General features: G+C 34.6%; 18 protein-coding genes. 8 read left to right on the forward strand and 10 right to left on the reverse strand.

The window, feature by feature from the left end; translation table 11 throughout:
* Both WKI77_RS04500 and WKI77_RS04505 read left to right on the forward strand, forming a co-directional pair.
* The coding region (locus tag WKI77_RS04500) for a hypothetical protein (RefSeq protein ID WP_337860631.1) at positions 1 to 302 on the forward strand (302 nt) is incomplete at its 5' end.
* A 137-nt stretch (positions 303 to 439) separates the two neighbouring features.
* Positions 440 to 772, forward strand: a complete 333-nt coding sequence (locus WKI77_RS04505; RefSeq protein ID WP_337860632.1) for a hypothetical protein — start codon at positions 440 to 442, stop codon at positions 770 to 772.
* A gap of 384 nt (positions 773 to 1,156) precedes the next feature.
* Here the strand turns inward: WKI77_RS04505 and WKI77_RS04510 are convergent, their stop codons facing one another.
* The 5 genes from WKI77_RS04510 to WKI77_RS04530 form a co-directional block, all read right to left on the reverse strand.
* Positions 1,157 to 5,539 carry an ABC transporter substrate-binding protein gene (locus WKI77_RS04510; RefSeq protein ID WP_337860633.1) on the reverse strand — a complete coding sequence of 1,461 codons (4,383 nt, stop codon included), beginning with the start codon at positions 5,537 to 5,539 and terminating at the stop codon, positions 1,157 to 1,159.
* A 1,396-nt stretch (positions 5,540 to 6,935) separates the two neighbouring features.
* Positions 6,936 to 7,277 (reverse strand): hypothetical protein, encoded by a 342-nt coding sequence (locus tag WKI77_RS04515; protein WP_337860634.1) that lies wholly within the window; start codon positions 7,275 to 7,277, stop codon positions 6,936 to 6,938.
* Complete coding sequence (locus WKI77_RS04520) at positions 7,261 to 9,378, reverse strand: ABC transporter ATP-binding protein (protein WP_337860635.1); 2,118 nt, start codon at positions 9,376 to 9,378, stop codon at positions 7,261 to 7,263. Before WKI77_RS04520 ends, WKI77_RS04515 begins: the two co-directional genes overlap by 17 nt.
* Positions 9,378 to 11,543: an ABC transporter permease gene (locus WKI77_RS04525; protein ID WP_337860636.1), complete on the reverse strand. Its 2,166-nt coding sequence runs from the start codon at positions 11,541 to 11,543 to the stop codon at positions 9,378 to 9,380. The genes WKI77_RS04520 and WKI77_RS04525 overlap by 1 nt, the downstream gene beginning before the upstream one ends.
* Complete coding sequence (locus tag WKI77_RS04530; protein WP_337860637.1) at positions 11,540 to 12,529, reverse strand: ABC transporter permease; 990 nt, start codon at positions 12,527 to 12,529, stop codon at positions 11,540 to 11,542. The genes WKI77_RS04525 and WKI77_RS04530 overlap by 4 nt, the downstream gene beginning before the upstream one ends.
* A gap of 657 nt (positions 12,530 to 13,186) precedes the next feature.
* Between WKI77_RS04530 and WKI77_RS04535 the strand changes: the two genes are divergently transcribed.
* The 3 genes from WKI77_RS04535 to WKI77_RS04545 all read left to right on the forward strand — a co-directional run bounded on the left by WKI77_RS04535 (position 13,187) and on the right by WKI77_RS04545 (position 15,811).
* Entirely contained in the window at positions 13,187 to 14,020 is an 834-nt protein-coding gene (locus WKI77_RS04535; RefSeq protein ID WP_337860638.1) for an SDR family oxidoreductase, read from the forward strand.
* Between the two features lie 67 nt (positions 14,021 to 14,087).
* Positions 14,088 to 14,453: a hypothetical protein gene (locus WKI77_RS04540; RefSeq protein ID WP_337860639.1), complete on the forward strand. Its 366-nt coding sequence runs from the start codon at positions 14,088 to 14,090 to the stop codon at positions 14,451 to 14,453.
* 101 nt (positions 14,454 to 14,554) lie between these two features.
* Complete coding sequence (locus tag WKI77_RS04545) at positions 14,555 to 15,811, forward strand: MFS transporter (protein WP_337860640.1); 1,257 nt, start codon at positions 14,555 to 14,557, stop codon at positions 15,809 to 15,811.
* A 4-nt stretch (positions 15,812 to 15,815) separates the two neighbouring features.
* Here the strand turns inward: WKI77_RS04545 and WKI77_RS04550 are convergent, their stop codons facing one another.
* Complete coding sequence (locus tag WKI77_RS04550) at positions 15,816 to 16,013, reverse strand: hypothetical protein (protein WP_337860641.1); 198 nt, start codon at positions 16,011 to 16,013, stop codon at positions 15,816 to 15,818.
* A gap of 104 nt (positions 16,014 to 16,117) precedes the next feature.
* On the opposite strand from WKI77_RS04550, the gene WKI77_RS04555 reads away from it, so the two are divergent.
* From WKI77_RS04555 to WKI77_RS04565, 3 genes are all read left to right on the forward strand, one after another.
* On the forward strand, positions 16,118 to 17,263 hold the full coding sequence (locus tag WKI77_RS04555; protein WP_337860642.1) for an amidohydrolase: 1,146 nt from the start codon (positions 16,118 to 16,120) through the stop codon (positions 17,261 to 17,263).
* Positions 17,264 to 17,316: 53 nt separating this feature from the next.
* Positions 17,317 to 18,309 carry a proline racemase family protein gene (locus WKI77_RS04560; RefSeq protein ID WP_337860643.1) on the forward strand — a complete coding sequence of 331 codons (993 nt, stop codon included), beginning with the start codon at positions 17,317 to 17,319 and terminating at the stop codon, positions 18,307 to 18,309.
* Between the two features lie 121 nt (positions 18,310 to 18,430).
* The gene (locus tag WKI77_RS04565; protein WP_337860644.1) at positions 18,431 to 18,814 is read left to right on the forward strand and encodes a transposase; all 384 of its coding nucleotides are present in this window, start codon (positions 18,431 to 18,433) and stop codon (positions 18,812 to 18,814) included.
* 61 nt (positions 18,815 to 18,875) lie between these two features.
* Here WKI77_RS04565 and WKI77_RS04570 read toward each other — a convergent pair whose 3' ends face one another.
* From WKI77_RS04570 to pth2, 4 genes are all read right to left on the reverse strand, one after another.
* Positions 18,876 to 20,408 carry a hydantoinase B/oxoprolinase family protein gene (locus WKI77_RS04570; RefSeq protein ID WP_337860645.1) on the reverse strand — a complete coding sequence of 511 codons (1,533 nt, stop codon included), beginning with the start codon at positions 20,406 to 20,408 and terminating at the stop codon, positions 18,876 to 18,878.
* The gene (locus tag WKI77_RS04575; protein WP_337860646.1) at positions 20,405 to 22,360 is read right to left on the reverse strand and encodes a hydantoinase/oxoprolinase family protein; all 1,956 of its coding nucleotides are present in this window, start codon (positions 22,358 to 22,360) and stop codon (positions 20,405 to 20,407) included. The genes WKI77_RS04570 and WKI77_RS04575 overlap by 4 nt, the downstream gene beginning before the upstream one ends.
* Before the next feature lie 109 nt (positions 22,361 to 22,469).
* A complete protein-coding gene (locus WKI77_RS04580; protein ID WP_337860647.1) occupies positions 22,470 to 23,528 on the reverse strand; it encodes a DUF763 domain-containing protein in 1,059 nt (352 codons plus the stop codon).
* 106 nt (positions 23,529 to 23,634) lie between these two features.
* Positions 23,635 to 23,985: a peptidyl-tRNA hydrolase Pth2 gene (pth2, locus tag WKI77_RS04585; RefSeq protein ID WP_337860648.1), complete on the reverse strand. Its 351-nt coding sequence runs from the start codon at positions 23,983 to 23,985 to the stop codon at positions 23,635 to 23,637.
* Positions 23,986 to 24,083 lie beyond the last annotated feature (98 nt).

A 24,083-nucleotide genomic window follows, 5' to 3' on the forward strand; every position in this document is an offset into this window, starting at 1 on the left:
AAGAAATAACCTTAAAGAAAAATAAGGTTCATGCAATATTAACATCAAATGGAATAACAGTTAAAGCAACAGACTTATTTGGAAAAAGAGGGTTAAAGCAGATAAATAATTCAATGGCTCTGCTTGACATATCAGACCAGTTTGTAACTAACTCACTGTTAAATGATATATTATTCATTAAGGAACAGGAATTAAATGCAGAAAAGAAAATATCAGAGATTGCTGTTGACAATGACAATATTAAACTGTTAATGACAGTTCCAGGAATAAACTATTACACAGTGCAATATATTCTGAAATAGTAACTATAGAACGCTTTTCAAACAAGGAAAGGTTCGCATCATATGCAGGCCTTGTACCAAGAGAGTATTCTTCCGGTGATAAAATAACAAAAGGCCATATTACAAAGAAAGGCCCTTCATTATTGAGATTCTTCATAGTGGAAGCTGTCCATACATTGATTAAACTGTCAAAGAAGTTTAAGGCAAAATACCTGAGTTTGATAAGAAGGCTGGGAAAGAACAGAACAATAATAGCAATAGCAAGATTACTGTCTGAAACAATATATACAATGCTTAAAAACAATAAAGAATTCATTGATGTTGAATTTGAGTCTTTAAAATTAAAAAGCATGGAAAATGCTTTTGACAATAATTACTTTGAAAGGCAGGAAGGATTGAAGGAAAGAAAGCTAAACAACCTTAAAAGGGTAGCAGAGAGCAATGGTTCCACAAAAAATTTAATATACAGGGGAGGTATTAACAAAGGTTGAATAATAGTTTTTCATAGGAGTATACTACTATTTTAAAGTATAAACACCAAAATATTCTAAGGGAACTATCACTATAATGAGAATATAAAACTAATAAATTTGATTGGCTAAACTATGCGGGATAGTTAATAGATATTTCTTTTATACCTGTGAGTTAAGAAAACAGATAAGAATCATTATAGATATTTATCTGAACTTTAACTTTTACGAGTTTAGACGAGAATATTTTTCATAAGAAGATCAGATGAATATACAGATGGAGTCACATTAATTAAATGAAAGTTTATCGTAGAAGAATGCATAGGAATACATAATAGTATAATAAAATAAAAAAATGCTTAAAAATACTTTAATGTTGTATAATAAAAAAATTTAATTAAGAAATTATTTAGTTATTTTCTTCTTTTTGTATACGCCAAAGTAGTACGCAAGTCCACCTATAACAACTATAGCTGCTACGACTCCACCTATTATGTAGTAAATGGTATCATTTACTATTTTTACTATTTTTGTGAATGTTACAGACTCAGTTATATTCTTGCCATTCACTGTAAATGATGAATTCTTTGAGTGGGTATATCCCTTGGCATACAGTGTGTAATTATATGTTCCGTTTGTAAGTTCAATAGAGGTAGAAGTTCCTGTTACAGTCAGATTCATGTCTAGAGTGGTTAGATTTAAATTCCATGATACTCCACTTGCTAAACCCTTTTCAGTGAATGTTGCTTTATAATAGGCAAGATGGACGGACTTGAATACATTGGCTCCGTTTACTGTAAAGTTTCCTGTGTATGTAACCGGGCTGAATACAGTTTTTCCATTTGTGCTTGATATTGCATAGTCATATGTTCCATTTGTAAGTTCATATGTATATGTTGTTGTATTTATAGGCCCTGTTGTCATATCGTAATTTGTTAAATTAACCATCCAGTAATAGCCTGAGGGTAATCCTGTTTCAGTGAATGTTGCGTTATAGTACACAAGGTGTACAGGTGACATCGTTATATTTTTCCCATCTACTGTAAAGTTTCCTGTGTATGTAACCGGGCTGAATACAGTTTTTCCATTTGTGCTTGATATTGCATAGTCATATGTTCCATTTGTAAGTTCATATGTATATGTTGTTGTATTTATAGGCCCTGTTGTCATATCGTAATTTGTTAAATTAACCATCCAGTAATAGCCTGAGGGTAATCCTGTTTCTGAGAAAGAAACAGAGTATAACTGTGTTACTGCCTGTGGAGATTCAACTGTAGATTGACCAACTGCCATAGCTCCATCTCCATTTACGTTTATTATATACTGGTCATATGGTAATACTGCGTGGTTATAATATTGCATTCCAGATAATACTCCATTAGTTATTGTATAAAATCCGGATGTGAAGTTTGCGTATGCTTTTCCCGCAGCATCTGTGTGTAAAGTTATGGATGGTAAGTATTGAGAACCTGTTTCTGGACCGAATGTTGTTAATAAAGCATAGTTTGGATTAGGTGCTGTACTTGTAGAATCCAGGAAATATCCCCTGTTGGCTCCCTCTGCATTCTGTGATGTGACATTAAGTGTATATCCTTTAACAGGAGTGGTTCCATTCATTACAGTAAATGTCAATTCATTTACTCCATTGTATGACACCATCGGGTGATTTGAAGTTACTGTTATTTTATAGCTATTTATGTGTTGCTCAAGTACTACAGGTATTTCAAAAGGTTCTCCAGTTCCATATCCATTTGGATTTGTGGATGATGTCACTTCACCTATTGCTACATAAGGAGGCTCTCCGCCTACTGGTGCAGCCAGTGCGAAATCACCGATATATAAATTGTATTCTGCAGAATTCCCGTTCAAAGTATAGTTAAATGTACTGTTGGCCATTATCATTATAGATAAACCCCCAGTTGAATTTGTATATCCTGATATTGATTGTACATTAGGGTCATTATATGTAGCGTTTACCGGTACAGACAATGCAGTATAATTACAAACACTTGGAGGAGAGTAAGTACTTATTACAGTTATCTTTTGATCGGGTGTAGTATTTTTAAGAACTGCAACTGCTTGCGCAACCTGTATTGTATATAGATAACCAGATATTGGTGTACCGTTCAATGGATTGTACACTGTCATGTTGAAATACTGGTAGGAGCTACTTAGAGGTGACAAAGAACTAAATGAAAATGCTACCGGGTATGGATAATCTGATAAATATGTAGTTCCCGTTCCAGCTGCGATTGAAGTATTATGGGGCGTAGCTATGGCAGATATAGTGACGTTTCCATTATAACCGGGTACATTGAATACTATATTCTGGTTTGACACTTCAAAGTAATATACAAACACACCTGTGCTGTTTGTCTTCCCTGTTAATCCGGTATCATTTACTTCGAGCGATGCGTTTAAAGGCAGTAATGACGGGTTTTCACCTACAGTAACGGTTGCGTTTGCCAATGCCTTTCCAGTTTTATTATCTGTAACTGTAAACGTAACATTGCCATATAAACCATCAGTTAAGTTTGTTTCGCTTATTACTGATTTTACTACTGCATGTTGTGTTGGCACTGTAACTTTTACTGGTGCTGACCTAAGATGCACAGACATTTCATTGTAATACCAGAAGCTATTTATATCACCGCTTACGAGGGTAACGCCTGTAAATGTATTGGTATTAACTGCTATATGGTCAAGTGGGCCATAACCTATCGGCATCATAGTAGACTCTTCATCCTCTATATATTGCATAAAATCAACAGCTAACACATCATCTTTTAATGTTAAATTTGTAGAAGCAAATGTTGTTAAGTTTGTCATCAATGAATCTATCTGTGTTCCTGTGTATGTTCCTGTTTTAACATTAAATAAGGTATCACACAGACGTGTTGCATTAGTTATTGTTAAACTGCTGAATGGACCCTGATAATCACCTGTTCCTACTGATTCTGTATAATTGAAGTCTGTTACTAGGTCTCCAACTACATCACCTAACAAACCAGATACACCCAAAGTTATAACATTGTAGGAAGCTGAAGGCGAAGCTGCTGTTTGGCCATATGCATCTAAATGTGTAATTTCAGTTGAGAAACTTTCTGAAGATAAGGTAGTTTTTATTCCTATTGAATTCCAATCTGATGCAATTGTTTCGTATCCTGTGAATATCTGTGGTATTAAACTTTCAGAAGGGCTCTGGATAGTCGCCGTAACTTCTGTGCCATGATAATACCATTCGCCTGCTTTATAGGTCATTCCAGGTATTCCTGCTATTGTTGCATTAGCTGTTGTAAGGCTAAATGTATATGTAGGTACATCAGAATCATACCACGCTGAATTTATTTCCGGTATCGTTGAATATCCTGCTGTGATATCTCCATCACATATGGCTGTTTGTACGTCTCCAAGCGGTGAAGCTTCTCTTAATGCCTGCCTAAATGCAGTTATATTAAACGGGGCATCAGCAGCAAATGAATTGAATTTGAAATATGCGTATCCTGTTGAGGGTTTGTCACATATTACAACTCCAGGTATTGAAGATGCTGTACTTACAAACGATGAGGATAGATCACTTTCGATAGCATCAATAGAACCGTCTTTTAGAGCGCTTATTGCTGGTGAAGGCCCTGAAAATATCTCCACTTTAAGTGAGTATATTTGCGGGGAGAATCTACTGACATCATTACAAATTTTGCCTTCAAATCCATCATTTCCTTTTACATCTTTAAGGAAATAGTTTGGATTTGCATATACCTGCCAGTAATCACTTGTGAATAACTTTCCAACTGGCATACCATATCCTCCATTCATCATAAATGGCCCTGTTCCAACAAGTCCTGGATATTCACCATTTCCTGCTCCGAATGGACCAGAATGGCCAAGATCCCATTCATTGTACGCATTGGAGGCTGACAACGTAGTGCTGGACGTTTCATTCCATATGCCACTTCCAGACGAGGCATAATCATGGGAAACCCATATATGATATGGCAATACAGGAGTTTCAGCTGTATAAGGTATGAATGTTGATGAAGGAGCAGTTAAATAATATTCCACTGTTAAATTATTCAAAGGCAATACATTTACAACACCTAAATATGAACCACTGTATTCAGTAGATGATTGTAATATCTTCCATGAGAGTATAAAATCAGCAGCTTGTACATATTCTGTTTTCATGGTTATCGGACTAAATGACTGATTTTTTCCAGATGTTGCATTATATACATTTTTATATGGATGTGTATAAGCTACTCCAGAAGCATTTGTAAATGATGTATAATTACTATATACATATGTATCGGCTGCGTTGGAGGAATTATAATCATCCCATTCAACACCCGGCCTTATATGTAGTGTGTATATATCTGTTACTGGCATTGTTGCCCCTGTAACTGGGTCAAATGTTGTCATACCTGCTGGTGCCTTGCTTTCAGTAATGTTATTGGCTAAACAATAATAATACGTACCGTTTGTTAATTCAGTCGTAGCAGAATTGTATATTAAATTAGACAGATAAAAGTCACACACTGTTGATTCTTCATAGGCATTCACATAATCGGGATTTCCTATTTGACCTAGAATGTATGTTCCACTGGTACTGGTAATTGGAGCTGCACTTGCACTAGATGAAATTTGAGGTGTAGCGGTAGAAGTTGTACTATTTGCATAAACATTACCGTTTAAATTACCACTTAGTGGCTCCATCATAAACATAAGAGCAACCACGATTGCGAACACAATAACAAATCGTTTATAATTTCTCGACTTATCCAAATTCATAAATAGATAACCTATTATTCTATATAAACTTTTTTTACAATTTTATGATTATCACTATATTTTTATATTAATAGAACAGACATTTGTATATGATTATATAACTTGAAACATGAGTGAAACGTTACATTCAGCAATCTAATTTTAGCTTAACCCTTAATTAACTGCATTCCCATACAATAGTGTCTGGATATGCTATTATCTTCATGATTATCTAAAGTGCAATACACGGAAAGAAGTATATATTCCACAGTTTGAAGAAATTAACAAATTAAAAATATGCCGTAACTAGCAGAACATAGATAGATAATGCAAAGCAAGAATGAGGAATTACTGTTAATCTGTGTTAGCAACAGGTGTGATATCATTCCACTTCTAAATAATTTGAATATCTTGCTTCGGCCAGGGTACTTGCCATATCTATTACCTGTTTATGAATAATAGGTATTTGTATTCTTCCTACATGCCTAATTTTCAACTGTTTATGGTTATTCCGCTCATCATTAGAACTAATCTATTTATCTTTATTGCAGCATTCAAATCTCTGCTAATTTCTAGATCTATTACTGCAATGGTATGTGCCATACGGTTTTAATTCCTGTTTGATACTACCACATCCCTGGGCAAGAATAGAACATTTTAATTCTATTATATTTTTCCTCCATGCAATGCTTTGTCTTTCGATATTCTAGTAAAGGAAAACCATTTAGTGTCACTCATTAATATTCATAATTTATGGTTTTTTACCATTTCACATGTATTCAAGTTTTCTATATCAATAATATTATATGCCCGTGTGATTGTATAAAATATTTTGTTGTAATGCTGCTAATAAAAGATGATATGAGCATCATCACTGGTAAGGCCCACTATAATGCAAAAATTTCCCCTGATGATTATTTATTAGCTTTTTAGTTATATGAAACTTGAACTTTATGTTCATGGATTAATATTCCTATCTATTCAACATCTCTCCTTTTTACTAATTTTAGGAAAAGCTTCTTATTATCGTACCATTTTCTTCTATTTAAATCAGGCCTTAATTCACCTTGTTTGCAATATAAATTAATGAACAATGCTAAGCAAGAAATCAAATCATGTTTAGAAAAACCGGTAAATGAAATCCGGTACTGTTCAGTAAAGGTTCAAATTCAATGGTAGTGCAAATGTTTATTCCTGAATATCTAAGTAGAATGTAACAAATACTACTAACATGAATGAAGCATTGAGGCCAGGATTATCTAAGTTTTATAGCAATAAATTATGTATTTTATGTATAATGATATTATAGAAATTCCTTTAAAGACTAATTAAAAAATACGATTATCAAGAATATATAGCAGGGATTCAAACGCTATAACATTCTTTTTTTTATATATTGGAAACATGTATGCTATAATTAAATTATGTAGATTGTATAACCCACAAGCATATATATTAATCCATCAAGAATAAATAATAAGGTTAAAATAAGTTGTTGTTTATTTATGTTTCTTACATTTTCCTCCCTTATTTTCCCTTTTCCCTCAATTAAATCATTAAGATACTCTGATGCACCAAAATCAAATAAAGCCCCTATAAGAAAAATTACGAACGCCGATAAAAAAATAATAAGAGGCATAACAGCAAAGAAGTCAAAAACTTTTATGTAATATAAAGGAAGTGTAGATGCAATGATTGCAAATAATATTATTAATGGAATTAAAAAAATTTTAAGCCTGGTTTTATTTATTTCCTTCATTTTCTTTCCTTGCAAGTTCATCTTGTGTAAAATGGCATTTGTAACTGTGATATTCGTCGCCTTTTACAGGTGGTTCTTCATCTTTACATTTATCCTCCCTATAGATACATCTATAGTAAAATCTGCATCCCTTTGGCACATCTATTGAATTTCCTATTTCGCCAATTATACCTATATTCCCGGGATCCCAGCTTGGGTCAGGTGATGGGACAGCCTTTATAAGTGCACGTGTATAAGGATGCCATGGATTTTTTATAATATCGGATGCCTTCCCAATTTCCATTATATTACCGAGATACATTACAATTATACGGTCAGCCATATAATAAACAGATGCAATATCATGGGATATATACATTATAGTTAGATTTTCCTTCTCCCTTAAATCCTTTAACTTATTCATGAAAGATGCCCTTAAAGATACATCAAGCATTGATGTTGGTTCATCTGCTATAATAAAACTTGGGTCTATAGATATGGCCCTGGCAATACCAACTCTTTGCCTTTCACCCCCTGATAATTCGTATGGAAATCTATATTGGTATGATTCAGCAGGAGATAATTCCGAATTTTCCATTGCTGATTTGGCCATATTTTGTGTTTCCATTATGTCGTCGGTGGTTTTATTTCCAATTATTGGTTCTGAAACTATATTTATAACTCTCATTTTTGGATTCAGGGAATCAAACGGGTCCTGAAAAATCATCTGTGTCTTTCCCCTGAATTTTTTATAATCTTTATTTTTTCGTTTGATTTTACTTATATCAACATAATCCTCATTATCAAAATAAAATTTTACTTCCCCAGATGTCGGCTTTAAAATTCCTATTAAAATTTTAGCCAGAGTACTTTTGCCAGAACCGGATTCACCAACAAGTCCAACTATTTCACCCTTTTTTATATTAAATGTTAAATTCGTTACTGCGTGAACAACTTTTTTTTCAGAATTGTATATATTCCCAATAAATGATCCCCTAAGATCAAAATGCATTGTTGTGTTATTTGCTTCTATAATATTCTCTGTACTGCTCGCATAATTATTTGTTTCTTTAATTGCCCTTTTATTTTCTTTAATATTTTGAGCATAAAAACATGCACTATAATGCCTATCATTAATGTAAATTTTTTCTGGTTCTTTTGTAGTGCATATACTTTCCTTCATATAGCAACGTTCCGCAAACTTGCACCCTTCTGGCAAATTTATTGGTGAAGGCAGTCTTCCAGGTATTCCTTCAACGTGATGTTTTGCATTTTTAAGATTCGGATAACTTTTTAATAACTCTATAGTATATGGATTATGTGAGTTTTTATAAATATCCTTTGCGCTGCCATATTCCATTATAGAACCTGCGTATAGAACTGCTATATCATCTGCAAGTTGTGATACCACCCCTATATCGTGCGATATAATTATTATTGATTTTATTATCCCATCACTTTTTAGTTTTTTTAAAGCACTTATAATTTCGGCCTGGGTGATTACATCCAGTCCTGTAGTTGGCTCGTCTGCGATTATAATTTTGGGATTTAACGCTAGTGCCATAGAAATTATAGCTCTCTGCTTCATTCCACCGGATAATTCATGCGGGTATGAATTTCTTATTTCAGGAGATAAGCCGGTGATTTTGAGTAGTTCAATGACTTTTTTGTTAATTTCATTTTTATTTAGATTTGTATGAATCTTAAAAACCTCTGCTATTTGCTTCCCTATCGTATAAACGGGATTAAATGAATTCATTGCACCCTGAAATATCATTGATATATCTTTCCATCTTATATTCCTCAATTTTTGACTAAGAATTTTGCTGCTTTTCCTTGATTTTTTTGTTTTGCCATTTAAATAGTTATTATCATACAATGAGATTGAACCATTTATGACCGCATTGTGTGGTAACAGCGACATTATTGCGTAAGCTATTGTACTCTTACCGGACCCTGATTCGCCAAGTATACCTAGAGATCTACCCTCCTGAAGTTTTAAATTGACATTTCGAACTGCTTTTACTGTGCCGGCATAAGTATCAAAACTTACCGATAAATTGTCTATAGTAAGTAAGTCTTTCCCAGAATTTTTATCCAAGGTTTCATTTGATTCAATCATTATCTACCACCTAAATTGGGATTTGCAACCTCGTCTATTCCTCTAGCTATGAATATAAATGCCAGGATAAATAATGTAATTGTTATCAATGCTGGCAATACTACCCATGGTTCTGAACCTAGGATAAAGTAATTTGTGAGGAAACCCGATAACATTCCACCCCATGTGGGAATTGTTAATGGCACTAAACCAAGAATTTCGTATGTTGAAATAGCCCCAACTGCACCACCTATATTTACGGCGGCTAAATAAGATAACAATGATGCCATATTGGGAAGTACGTGTCTCCTCATTATTTGTAATGTACTCATATTTGATACTATAGCCGAATCTACAAATGTTCTGCTTTTTACGCTCCTTATTATCCCTATAAGAGAGAATGTTACAAACGGCCAACCAAGCAATGCAAATATTAAAATAAGATTATTAAGAGTGGGACCAAGTATTGTGGCAAGAACGATATATAACGGAAGTGTTGGTATTAAAAATATTGAAAGTGAAAGAGTTTCCACAAATGCACTTACCATACCTTTGTAATAACCTATATACATAGCAACAAAAACAGCAATGAATATAGTTAAAATACCAGCTATAAATCCAACTTCCATATCTGGTAAAAAGCTCTCTATATATATACTAAATACGTTATTATATGCACTGTTTAAACCTAATGGTAAAGCCACGCCGGATTTTGTGTGCAAAGTTGGACCAATCACAGTAGGTACGCCTTCCAATGAATACATATGTAAATTTGAACCTGATATAAATACCGCATTTGCATATCCATTTCCTTTCAGGTTATATTCGTTTTCTAAAATGTATGGAGACGTTATGACTTTATTTGTATTGGTGACCCATGTGGTTGCATTTACCGTAGGGTATGAAGAGCTTAAAAGGAATGTCATTGAACCATGAATGGGGTTTGATAATAAATATTCACCAGCGGTACTATACGCATCTATACTTGCAACACTAAAAGGGGTTTTTATATTATTTGTAATTTCTAACATATTCTTTGATGTATTGTATGACATTGAATACAAATTATCTGATGAAGTTGTAATTAGAAAGTTACTGGGTATTCCTTTAGATCCAGATGTGCTGGATATGGCTAATATTGTATTACTTGCTGTATATATGTTAGTTTCATTACCCGTCAACAAATTTATCTTGTATACTGAATGCCCGGAAATTTCATATGAACTGTTAAATCCAGATGAAAATGAACTGTACTGATATGCACTGGGTATGTACATATCTGAGTTATCCATTTTTGTAGAAATTGATTTATAAATTGTTCCATTAATAGCATACATTAAACTTGTGTTATGTAAGCCTTCAACAATTAATCGTGCGTTGGTGTCAGAACCAAATTGATTTCCAACAAAATATAAATTTATAGGTTTATATGACAATTTATGTGTCCATAACTCTTTTAGGCCGTATGTATAGTATGCATTTACGTATGTCCCAGTTTTATTTGTTGAAACAGTATTTATAAAGGATGGGTTATCACTCAAAACCTGTGTAATTTCTTGATCTGCAACATTTGTTGGCCTGCTATAATAAAATGTTCCTGTACTCACAATTGCTTTTGTAATATTTCCGGATACAGTTAAATTTTGGGGATGTAATTGTGATATTGTTGCACCATTATGAGTTGGAGTACATTCTAATTGTTCAACGTATATGCTATGATTTGTTGCAGCCATTAGGTATGTTTCAAATACTAAACCAGTAGTCACTGGAGTAAAGGCAGTAAGAGAGATTGCACTTCCGTTTGTTTTAAACAATTGAGTTACATTTCCATTATTAGTTGAGATGGCAAATACATAATTACTTCCATTTATACTTCCCGCCATAAATGTATAATAGTCATATGAGTTTTCTCCTAGAGTGCTTGTGATGTTTACATTTAGATTTGGAGTAAAATTAAGATGGCTATCCATTACCTGCACTGGAGTGAAATAATCCTCTGCTGGAACAGCCAGAAATGGGTCACCATGTGCCAGAAGTGGTGATATTAATGTAATAATAACGAATGCTACCATAATATAGAAACCAACCTTCCCAAATTTCGATCTATAAAATACATCCCATTGCTTTTTAAAAGCTTTATAAGATAATTTTATATTATCCTTTATAACTTTTTTATTAAATTTCATACCTTCACCCTCGGGTCTAACCATGCATGAATGAAATCAATTATAGAATACGTTATAATTACAACCAGTGAAAGAATAAATAATCCCGCCTCTATAACTGTATAATTTTCATCCAGTGTATTTGTATAAAGTAGCCTGCCCATGCCTGGAACCCCAAAAATAATTTCAGTTACCACTGCACCGCTCATAAGGAATGCAAATTCAAGTGCCATTCTTGTTGATTCAGGGACCATTGCATTTCTAGCAGCATGATGGAGCATTATTCCGGAGTTTGACACTCCTTTTGCCTCGGCCGTTTTTATATAATCTTCGCCAAGCGTTGATACCATTATACTTCTCATTGTAAGTAAATGACCCATAACTTCAATTACCATAATTGTCAAAATTGGCATTGCAAAGTAATGCACCATTTTTTCAAATTCACCTAAGGTTGGATGCGATAAAAGTGGGGCAAGCCGGAAATGCGCAACCGTTGTTGGGAAATAGGGTAAATAAACTACAAGGACCAGGTAAACAACTATTGCCATGGCAAAAAATGGAATTGAATTCAAAATTGTAGCACCTGTAATTATTGGTGCCTCAGATTTCTTTCCTCTGATAAAGGCAGTTAATATACCAAGTGGTATCCCAATTATAAATGAACCCACTGCAGCAACACCGAATATAATTAAAGTATAAGGGAGTGCAGCATCAATTAATGATATTACTGGGTCATTCAAATTCGACAAACTCACACCAAAATGAAATGTAAACATATCTTTGAAATATATTATAAACTCAGTTAAACTAAACTTATTGTTTGGATTTATTCCATATTCTTTGTATATTGCATGTATGGCCGTAGGAGTTGGATGCCTTAAACTATGTATGTAAAGTTCCGCGGGATTTCCCGGCATCAAACGAAGTAAAACATATAGAATTACAACAACAAATAGTACAAGAACTACAGATTGTATAACCTTTCTCACTATTATAAACGGATTCATAACGAAATGACAATTTAATATTATTATTTATATGTTTCCTTTAGAAATATTAGTTGCTTAATATTTAATTAAAATTTTAAATATAATTTGTTGATATTTAATATTATATAAAACTGTTTATTTAATCAAAATTAATTCAATAAATATTGATAAAACTCATTTTACAAAATATTTAAAACTCAATGTTTTAAATATTCAGATAAATATTATAATACTTCTGTTAATGGTTAAAATTGTATTTCTGTTGAACTTATAGTTAAGCAAACGGCATTTATCTTCCCAATGACGGCATTAAATTCTTCTTAAAGCCTTTTTAGTTTTACCTCAAGGATTTATCACTTAATGAAATATGACGATCTATACTTTCTATTTCTGTATGAAGGACACACATAGACATCTGAAGCCTTTAACAAGACATTCGTAATTTAAAGTTTTCCAGTGAATTAAATTAGTAGAAGTAATGTAAGGTCTTTTACTTGTTAATATATTTTAAATGAATATAAATTACTCAACAACGATGGTAAAAATATTGCATTTAATTACGTGATAATTGGGGCTGCGAGTTAATTGGGTATATAATCTGTAAAGTATATTATAAGCATCTAAGGCATTTTGTTTGTTTAAGTGATTTTATATTGGTGAAACCAATAATATATAATGTTTGACAGCAAATTATTATCGGGCAAGAATATTCTTGTTACAGGTGGAGGCACTGGTCTTGGAAAGCAGATGTCAGAAACTTTTCTGAAGCTTGGTGCCACAGTATCAATAATTAGCAGAAAGGATGAACACCTTAATGAAGCAAAAGATTATTTTAAAGTCCTTGGATATAAAATTGAAACGGAAAAATGCGACATAAGAAATCCGGAAGAAATAAAAAATGCAGTTGATGCTATAGAATCCAGAACAGGCAAAATAAATGTTTTGATAAATAATGCTGCTGGGAATTTTATAAGCAGAACTGAGGATTTATCCCCTAAAGGATTTGATACAATAATAGATATAGTATTAAAAGGAACCACATATGCTTCTCTTGAGATGGGAAAAAGATGGGTCTCTGGTTCAATTAAAGGAACTATTTTGAGCATAGTTGCAACATATGCATGGACCGGATCAGGATATGTTGTTCCCTCTGCAGTGTCAAAGGCCGGTGTTCTTGCACTTACAAGATCACTGGCTGCAGAATGGGGGCATAAGGGGATCAGAACTGTTGCCATAGCTCCAGGGGCATTCAAAACTGAAGGGGCCTGGTCAAGGCTATTGCCAGGCCAGGAATATGAAAAGGAGATAATATCAGGAAATCCTGAAAGAAGGCTGGCTACAAAAGAAGAAATAGCTAATATAGCAGCATTCCTTATTTCTGATATGGCATCGTATATTAATGGAGAAGTTGTAACAGCAGATGGCGGGCAATCATTGTATGGTTCAAGTATGTTCAATATGATGGAACAGCTGCCGGATGAAATATGGAAAATAATGCGCCAGAGATGAATATATAAAATAATTTTTTCTTAACTTATAAGAATATATTTTAATAATAACATTGCAATAAACTCAAATGGCATCTAACGCAAGAGTAAGGTATCTTATTACAACATTCGGATCTGTTATTACAATACTATCAGGAATTATAGTTTTGCTTGTTCTGTTCATTTCTGGGCTGGCAGGTGCGGGCCAGCTCCTTTTTTTCAATCCGGCAGGATTTGCAATTATTGGCAGCTCAGTAGTGCTTGCAGTTATACCAGTTATCTGGATTATACTTGCTTACCTTATATATTCACTGGCACATGGAACTAGAAGAAAGGACAAATTTGTAAATGGCATAATTATTATAATACTGGGCTTTATAATACTTATAATGGGTGGCGGATTTATAATTGGTCCTGTTCTGGATATTGTTGGAGGCTTCTTATTGATACTGTAATGCACAAAATATCTGAAGCCGATGGAATTTTATAATTAAATCATTATAATTTCTGGAAATGTCCAGAATAATATTAAATACTGATAATAATTAACATGGCTATGGACAGTATATTTAAACTGGGTTTTCAGAAGAAAGAAACAGTAAGGCAGGCAGCAGGTGAAAGCCTGAAGAGATTCATTTTGATAGCTATTGTTGCTGGATTACCGGCATTTCTTGAAGGTTTTGATGGTGAGATATACTCTTTTGGATCAACTTATATTGTTCCCGCATTAACTGGACCAACATACCTTTCAATCGGGTTAATACTTACGGGATATGCAATAGGCATAGCAATATTCAGCCTCGTTGGGGGATTCCTGTTTGACAGGTATTCGGTAAAAAATACCGTTATTCTTTCCGTTGTTGTATTCTCTGCATTTACAATAATGACTGGATTTGTAACCACAACTCCTGAACTCTTCGTAGCAAGGCTTGGCGTTGGAATAGGAGTTGGAATATTTCAGCCAGCAGGCGTTGCACTTCTGGGCGACATATTTTATGAGACCAGAGGAAAGGCAGTATCTGTATGGGCAACATTCTTCTCAATCGGCCTTTTCGCATCACCGTATCTTATAGAACCGTTTCTTCCAGCGTTCAGGCTTCCATTTGAAATATCTGGTGCGCTTGCAATAATAATACTTGCACTTGTAATAATGATAATACCTGTTACTTATAAAAAAGAAAAACCAACAACGAAATTGAATGTAAAAAATGTGTTCAACAGGAATATTATACTATTATCAATATCTGTTTTCTTCTTTGGAATAGCACTATTTGCTGGATATTTAGGATACTTCTCCGATTACTTGATAAAAGGGCTGCTCTTATCCAATGGCAATGCAGCGATAATAGCTTCAATGGCCGGAGCAGGAGGATTCATAATGGCTTTCCCCATAGGATTTACAGCAGATAGGATAGGAAGAAAATACATGGTTATTGTAACATCCGTTCTCATAGCAATAGGGTCGGCTGGGATGTTTTTCCTGTTCACATCATTTGCAGGGCTTGTTGTTTCCACATTCATTTTCGGATCGGGTTGGGGAGTTTATGTAGATCTTCTGGTAGCACTGGGACAGGATTCTGTCGAAGACAGAATAGTTGGGACAATTTCAGGATTTCTTTTTTTTATATTCAACGTTGGAACAATAATTGGCGGTCCACTTTATGAGGCTTTACTTCCAATGGGATTCAAAAAAACTTCATTGATATCTGTTATTATCCCTGCTATTCTTGCTGTAGTATTTGTATTATTTACAAAGAAGATGACAAAAAGCACCATTGAAGAACACCCTGAATTTGAAAAACAATCTTCTTAATTTTTTAATTTTGCCTTGAATTTCTTAATTTGTAAATATGCCTGTGCAAAAAATACAGGATTACTAACATTATTACTGTTGGCAATGCTGCATAATATGTGAAATCCCTGAATGAAAGGTAAATATTTGATACTGCAGTGTAAATTACAAGTATGACGGCTGCAGCGCCTATCATGTAATCTGCAATTTCTAGCCTTTCCATAGAATTCATATTTTTATCTTATATATTAACTTTTATGGGCATAAAACATAAAAATGCCAGAGATTACAGAAGATAATTAATATAGATTAATACAATATTTATTAATGAATGTGGAAGATTATATTATTAAAACAAGGGAATATTTTCATGAAACCCCGGAACTGAGCTTTAAGGAATACAAAACTGCTGATAAAATAGAAGAGGAATTAAGAAATATGGGGCTTACTCCTAAAAGGACCACAGAAACTGGTGTTATAGCAGATATCAAGGGAAATGGAAATAAAACGGTTGCGATAAGGGCTGATATCGATGCTTTGCCAGTTACTGAGGAAAATAAAGTAAATTATGTATCTCAAACCAAAGGGGTTATGCATGCCTGTGGCCATGACACACATATGGCAATGCTTCTTGGTGCAGCAAAAATGTTGATTGCAGAAAAGGAAAACCTTAAAGGGAATATAAGATTAATTTTCCAGCCTGCTGAAGAATTGCCCCCGGGAGGTGCTGTTGACATGATAAAAAATGGTGCTCTGGATAATGTTGATTACATAATAGGCCAGCACATCTGGGGCTTATTTCCTGCAGGAAAAGTAGCTATATATTATAAGGAAATGATGGCAAATGCAGATGAATTTGATATAAAAATTCATGGCAGGGGAGGCCATGGATCTGCACCACAGGATTCTATAGATGCAGTGTATATAACAGCGCATTTAATAGAAATGCTTAACACAATAGTATCAAGAGAAATAGACCCACAGGAACCGGCAGTAATAACTACAGGAACAGTAAATGCAGGTTACAGGTATAATATAATAGCAGCACATGCAGAACTGACCGGTACAGTAAGAACGTTCAGCACCGATGTCCAGGAAAAGATAATAAAAAGAATTAAAAATATTCTGGAAGGCCTTAAATCTATTTATGGAATTGAATATGAATACGAATACAAAAAGGGATATCCTGTGCTTATAAATAATGAAAAGGTTTCCAGAATTATAGAAGATGCAGCGGAAAAGATTGTGGGTAAAGACAACATAATGCATCCAAAGCCAAATATGGGAGGCGAAGATTTTGCATATTATCTGCAGAAGATTCCAGGAGCTTATTATTTTCTGGGCGGCATGAATAAAGATAAGGGATTTGATTCGCCAAACCATTCTCCAACATTTGACGTGGATGAAAGTGCGCTTTATACTGGATCAAAGATCCTGAAGGAGGTTGCAATGGAAATACTGGACAGGGAATAAAATATACTATTTTTTTATAATAAACTATTTATGAGTTGGTAAATTTCTATATTATGAGTTTTAAATCTGAATTTACAATTGACGTTATAGATACACATACGGAAGGAGAGCCTACAAGAATTATATTCTGGAATGATGTGCCAAAGAATTTGAAAGATGCGCTTTCAGTAAGGAAATACTTTATTGAACATTATGATTACATAAGAAAAATTTTACTTATGGAGCCAAGGGGGCATAAAGACCAGTTTGGTGCAGTTTTGCTTCCTCCTGTTAATCCAGATAGTGATTATACTGTCCTTTACCTTACAACGGATTCTTACCTTGATATGTGCGGGCATGCAACTATAGGGATAAGCACTGCACTTGTTAGCCTTGGATACATTAAATGTGAAGGGAGTGAGAAAACACTGACTTTTGACACTGTAGCAGGGACCGTTAAGGCCAGAGTGAAGATAGAAAATGGAGAACCAGTATCTGTATCAATAATAGATGTTAAATCTTATTTTGTAAAACAAATAGATATACTTCTAAATGGAAAAGAGATCAAAGTAAACATTTCATATGGCGGAAATTTCTATGCAATTGTAAAATCCGATGATATTGGTATCGATGTTGAGCCGCATAATATAGAGAAATTAATAAATTATGGAAAAATTATAAGAGAAAAATCCTATGAAGCACTGAAAATATTATACCCTGAAAACCGTAAAAATCTTTATCCGCTTGCAATGATAACGGATAGCAAACATGATTACAGAGCGGTGGTAACATTTTCTGGCAACAGCTTCGATAGATCACCATGTGGAACAGGAACAGCTGCCAGGGCTGCTTTGCTTGTCCATGATGGAAAATTAGATTTAAACGGGGAATATGTTAATGAGTCAATAATCAGAACAAAGTTTTCATGCAAAATTATATCCTCTGAAAACATAAATGGAAATACAGTTATTGTCCCAGAAATTACTGGCAGAGCATGGATTACACAGTTATGCAAAATAATTGTACAGCCAGATGACCCATTGAAAGGTGGATTTTTAGTTGAATGATCTGACTTGTAATGATATACAGGACTTTCAATTTTATTGCATTTGTATTTTGATAGCCCCAGGACTTTGGTGTGAGTCACTCCGTTCAAATTATTTTAAACCTGTAAATGTGGCAATATCTGTGAAAGATTTCGCCCTCTTTCTCAAAGATGTGCCTGACGCATACCCGAAGGCAAGGAAGCTCGATCTTGTAATGGACAACATGAACGGGCATTTCCCGAAATCCATAACAGAGACATTCGGCGAAAATGAGGAAAAGAAGATGATCTCAAGGCCGGAATTCCATTATACACCGAAACACGGAAGCTGGCTGAACATCGCTGAAATAGAGATCAATGTCATGGACATGGAATGCACAAAGAGGCTATTCGAATCCTATAACGAACTGGAAACAAGCGTGAATGCATGGCAGAAGAGGATGAACAAGAAAAAGGCAAAGATCAAATGGTCTTTCACAAAGGAAAAAGCAGATACAAAACTTTCAAAATACATACAACATAATTAATATGTCATGACACTAGTTTTGTAAAACAATATTTTTTATCAAGATTTATAAATTAGTAAAATTATTGTTTCTCCCCATATGCTGCACCGCCAGGAGTTTCCACTATAACTTCATCGTTTTCTTCAAGCACCGTTGAAAATTTGCTTGGCATTGATTTCTTCCTGCCGTTGCTTATTATGTAAAGCTTGCCAGTTTTTCCTGGAAATCCACCATGAAGACCCCATGGAGGTATTATAAATCTATCGGCAATAACAGATATATATGTTCTGCTCCTTACTTTAAATGAACGGACAATTCCTTCGCCGCCATGGTATTTTCCTTTTCCATAACTGTTTTTCCTGAGATTGTATTTTGTGAAGAAAAATGGGTATTCCTTCTCTGCAATTTCAACAGGAGTATTTAATGTATTTGTCATATTGCTATGTATTCCGGATTCACCATTGGAATCGTATCTTCCACCGTTGCCACCACCGATTGTTTCATAATATGACCAGTATTTATTTCCGTATTTTCCCCCAAGCATTAAATTCATCATTGTGCCTGATGATGCTGCAGGTATATAGTCAAGAAATTCGCTCAGTGCCCTCAATGTTACATCTGCCATTCTCTGTGTTGTTTCCACATTTCCACCGGAAACCGGGTAATTTCTTTCAGGGTTTACCAGCGAACCGTATGGCGCCTTAATAGTAATTATCGAGTAAAAGCCCTCATTTGTAGGTATAGAATATCTCATTGCACTTCTTATTGCATATGCCACAGCAGAAAATGTTACACCTTCCACTGCATTTAATGGATACTCTATTTCTTTATGGGTTCCTTCAAAATCTGCAATAACGCCTTCATCGCTTATTTTTAAATTCATATCTATATTTATCTTTTCAACTCCCTTTTCCAGGTAATCTGTTGCCTTATATTCTCCAGATCTCCACTCTTTCAGTGCCATTAATGATAACTCTCGGGAATGGCTTATAAGTTCATCCCATGAAGATAATATTTCATCTGCGCCATATTTTGCCTTCAGTTCATTTACCCTGTTTATTCCCATTTTGTTTGCAGATATCTGTGCATTTAAATCACCCTTTGCAGTTTCAGGGTCTTTAAAATTTGATAGTATTATTTTTATAACATCAGGAGTAATAATCACAGGAGGTATTACCATGCCTTCCTGGAAAATATTTCTTGCATCTGGATTCAGGCTGCCGAAAACAGGGCCGCCGACATCCACATTGTGTGCCTTGTTAATTACATAGCAGAATAATTTATCCTTATCATAAACAGGAGCTATTATCGTAACATCGTTGAGGTGAGTCCCTGATATATACGGATCGTTTGTTATAAGCATTTCATTTTCTTTTAATTTTATTTTATTTTCTTTCATATAATTTATAATGTTTTTAGACCCAATTTTAAAAGATCCAAGATGCACTGGAATATGCTCGGCCTGAGCTATTATTCTCCCTTCTGAATCGATAACGGCACAGCTATGGTCCATTCTTTCCCTTATATTTGGCGATATAGCCGATCTTTTTAATGCAACTCCCATTTCTTCTGCTATAAATTGTGTAGCCTTTCCTATAATTTCCCAATCAGTCATAATCTCACCGCCCTTAATTCATTGTTTTTCCCGCGAAATACTTTCCATTTCGGTGGCACAAATGTGCTTGAACCGTCTTCCTCAATTACAGCAGGCCCGTTTATTTCCTTGCCTAATGGCAGAGAATTTCTGCTGTAAACATCAACATCTTCCCATTTGCCGTTTATATAAATCTTTCTTTTATATGGCTGTACATTCTTATTTTCGATATTATTTATATCAGGCTTTATTCTTTTCTTAACTGCAAAAACTCTTATTGTAAGTATTTCCACCGGCCTTTCCAGTGTAAATCCAAAGGTTTTGTCATGCGTTTTTGTAAAATCCTTTATTATTTCATCTTTATCAGGAGTTGTTACAGGTATTGTTAATTCCGATCCCTGGCCAACGTATCTGCAATCTGCATACCTTATAAATTCTGGATCCTTTACCTGGTATTGAAGGCGCTGCTCCAGTTCATTAAAGCCTGCTTCAAGATCCTCCGGATATGACATTCTTGCTTCGTATTTAATATCGGCAAGAAGCATTCCAAGAGCACTGAATACTCCTGGCTCTGGGGGTATTATAACATTTTTTATTCCCAGTTCATCGGCTACAGGCATGGTAACCTGTGGCCCTGCACCGCCAAAACCAAATAATGTATATTCTGCCGGGTCAAGCCCCCTTTCTACTGTTACAAGCCTTATTGCCCTTGCCATTTCAAGATTTGCCAGTTTTATTGCAGATTCTGCTACTTTATATGGATCACCAAGTTTTTCCAGTGCTTTCAATGAAAGGTCTTTTCTGAGAATTTTATCTGATCCTGACATTTTATCGTTTATAATTCCCATGACAAGGTTTGAATCTGTAAGAGTGGGCTCTTTGCCGCCACGATTGTATGCAACTGGCCCAGGTTCTGAACCTGCACTCATAGGCCCTATGTTCAGTGCACCGGTTTTATCCTTCCATATAACAGTACCCCCGCCTGAAGATACTTCAGAAAGGTCAATGAAAGGGAATCTTACAGGGTATCCGGATCCTTTTACTATCCTCCCATGATGTGATGATCCACCAACTTCATATTCTGCAGTAATTTCCACATTATTGTTTATGACTGTACCTGCCTTTGATGTGGTACCGCCCATATCAAAGCTAATAACTTTATCAATTCCCAGTATGTTTGAAAACTCACTTGCAGCTATTACCCCTGCTGCAGGTCCTGATTCTATAATGTTTACCGGCTTTTTTATAACTTCATCTACTGAAACAAGGCCACCTGCATTTGACATCATATTTATTTCCGGAGAACCAAACTGAGCCAACACTGATTTCAATCTTGTCAGGTAACTGGAAACAACAGGCATAAGAACGGAATTTACAACCGTTGTTGATGTCCTTTCATATTCCCTGGGCTCAGGAGAAACATCGTATGAAATTGAAATATTATCAAAATATTTTGATAAATAGTTTTTAATGTTAATCTCGTTCTCAGGCCTCATATACGAATGCAAAAAGCATACAGCAATAGATTTTACCTTATTTTTTAGCATTGAATTTATAATTTCCTCCAGTGATGATGTTTCTGCTTTCTTTATTATATGGCCATTTACATCTGTTCTCTCATCAACTTCATAACGGAGTTTAGAAGGTATCAGAGTTTTTGGCCTGTGAAAATCAAGATTGTAAAGTTCTGGCCTGTTCTGCCTGCCTATTTCTATTACATCCTTGAATCCTTTAGTAGTTAAAAGTGCTGTTTTTGGTAGTTCAAGCCCATACTGGCCCAGCAATGAATTTGTTGCAATTGTTGTTGCATGGACAAACTCATCGATATTTTTATTAAGATATTTGCTTAATCCATCCATTACTGCCTGCTCTGGATTTGCCGGCGTTGTTGGAACCTTATAATAGTGTATTTCATCATCTATTATGATTATATCAGTGAAGGTTCCACCTATATCTATTGATACTGTAACCATGGCTTTGTGATTGGCTTTTACGTTATTAATATTTTCACAGAAACTTAAAATTTTTGCTTCATGATGTGCTGATATCCCAGATTTTGGTATAAACTGGCTGTTAAACGCTTTAATTCCCTGAAAGCCTGTAGCTCATGGAAGCAAGGCGCTTAGAAATTTCATTATAATACTGGTTACCTTTTAATATTTCATTATAAAATTCTATGGCTTTATCATAATCGTATACATTAACAGGTTTCGGCACACCATCCTTGCCGCCAAGACAAAATGAGTATTTTACAGGGTCTGAAAATGATGGTGAATTTCCATAGACAAGTTCCGATAAATATGATAAAGCCCTTATTGTTGATTTTGATAATCCTGGTATTTCCATTAAATCTTGAAATGAATCTGGATTGTATTCAAACAAATCCTTCATTTTCTGCCAGTTTATTTTATAATTTAAATCAAGAACAGGGGCAGATTCCATGAAATTATCAAGAGAACGCTGCTTGCTGTACTTCAATGGATTGTCCTTAATTATATCTATTATTCCTTTTCTATTTTCCATGCTTTTTTTGGTCGAAAGATCCAGCATTATATTTTTTTCAAATCCTGATATTCCGTTTCTGCCATCATCGTATAATGGAATTTTATTGTTTTTCCAGTGGTAACGCCTTGCAAGCCTTGAATCTTGATTCATTCCCTGCTCCACTATTGCATAATTCCCATTGTAATCCATTATTATAAATTGCATATAAAGGTCAAAGCCATCCTGCAATAATTTTTCATCCACTTTTGCTATGGATTTTGCATCTTTTTTTATTCGGTATAAATATTTTTCTGGAATATTGCCTTCTAACTTTATTTTTTCTATTTCCTGGCTTATGTTGCCCATATGTTTTCCTTTTCCACCAACAATTCTCAGATCATCGCCTCTGTTTATATGATCTTTTAATGCGCTCAGTGTTGCTGTTGTTGTTCCACTTGAATTCCAGTCAAATCCTATTGCAAGGGAAAATGAATGAAACCAGAAAGGATCTGCAATTTTATCAAGCAGAAAATTCTCATTATAGTTCTGTATTATAATATCGGAAATGATTCCGCCAAGCTTCACCATTCTCTTATAAAGATACTCTGGTGGATGGCCGTAATGCAATGGCATTATAGCGGAACCGTGATTTTCCATAATATGGCATAAGCAACAGTGCTTATATTTTTTTCTTTTAATGCATGATGCAATTATAATTCTTGCAGCAAGCCTGAGATTGACATGTCTTTTTTAGCCAGTGATATTATAATAATCCATAATCTCCGGTTATTTGATCCAGAATATCATCCTCATCCGGGCCAAGCCCTATACAGGTAACAGACCCTGGCATTATCTGCGTAAAGCCTGCATCAGTAATTGTTTCACTTATTACCCCTAAAATTTTGCACTCTTCCTTAATTTTATAGATTTCCTCTAAATTATCAACCTTAACAACAACCTTTTTTTGCCCGGTTTCATACCATTCATTAAAAATTTTCTTGTTTTTTTTCATTGATATTAAAGTACATGCAACTGCTGCATGTGCAACCTGTGCTGCAATTTTGCCTTTACCCATTGCAAGGTCTTTTCTAACAGCAATTACCATTTTTACCATGGAACATCCTTCATTTTAAATTTATATGCTAGTATATTTACTCCCCTGTGTATTGGCGGCGTTATTATTAATATTACTGCTACTGGAATAAGGTCTCC

This window comes from Ferroplasma sp. (assembly GCF_037442045.1).
GTDB lineage: Archaea > Thermoplasmatota > Thermoplasmata > Thermoplasmatales > Thermoplasmataceae > Ferroplasma.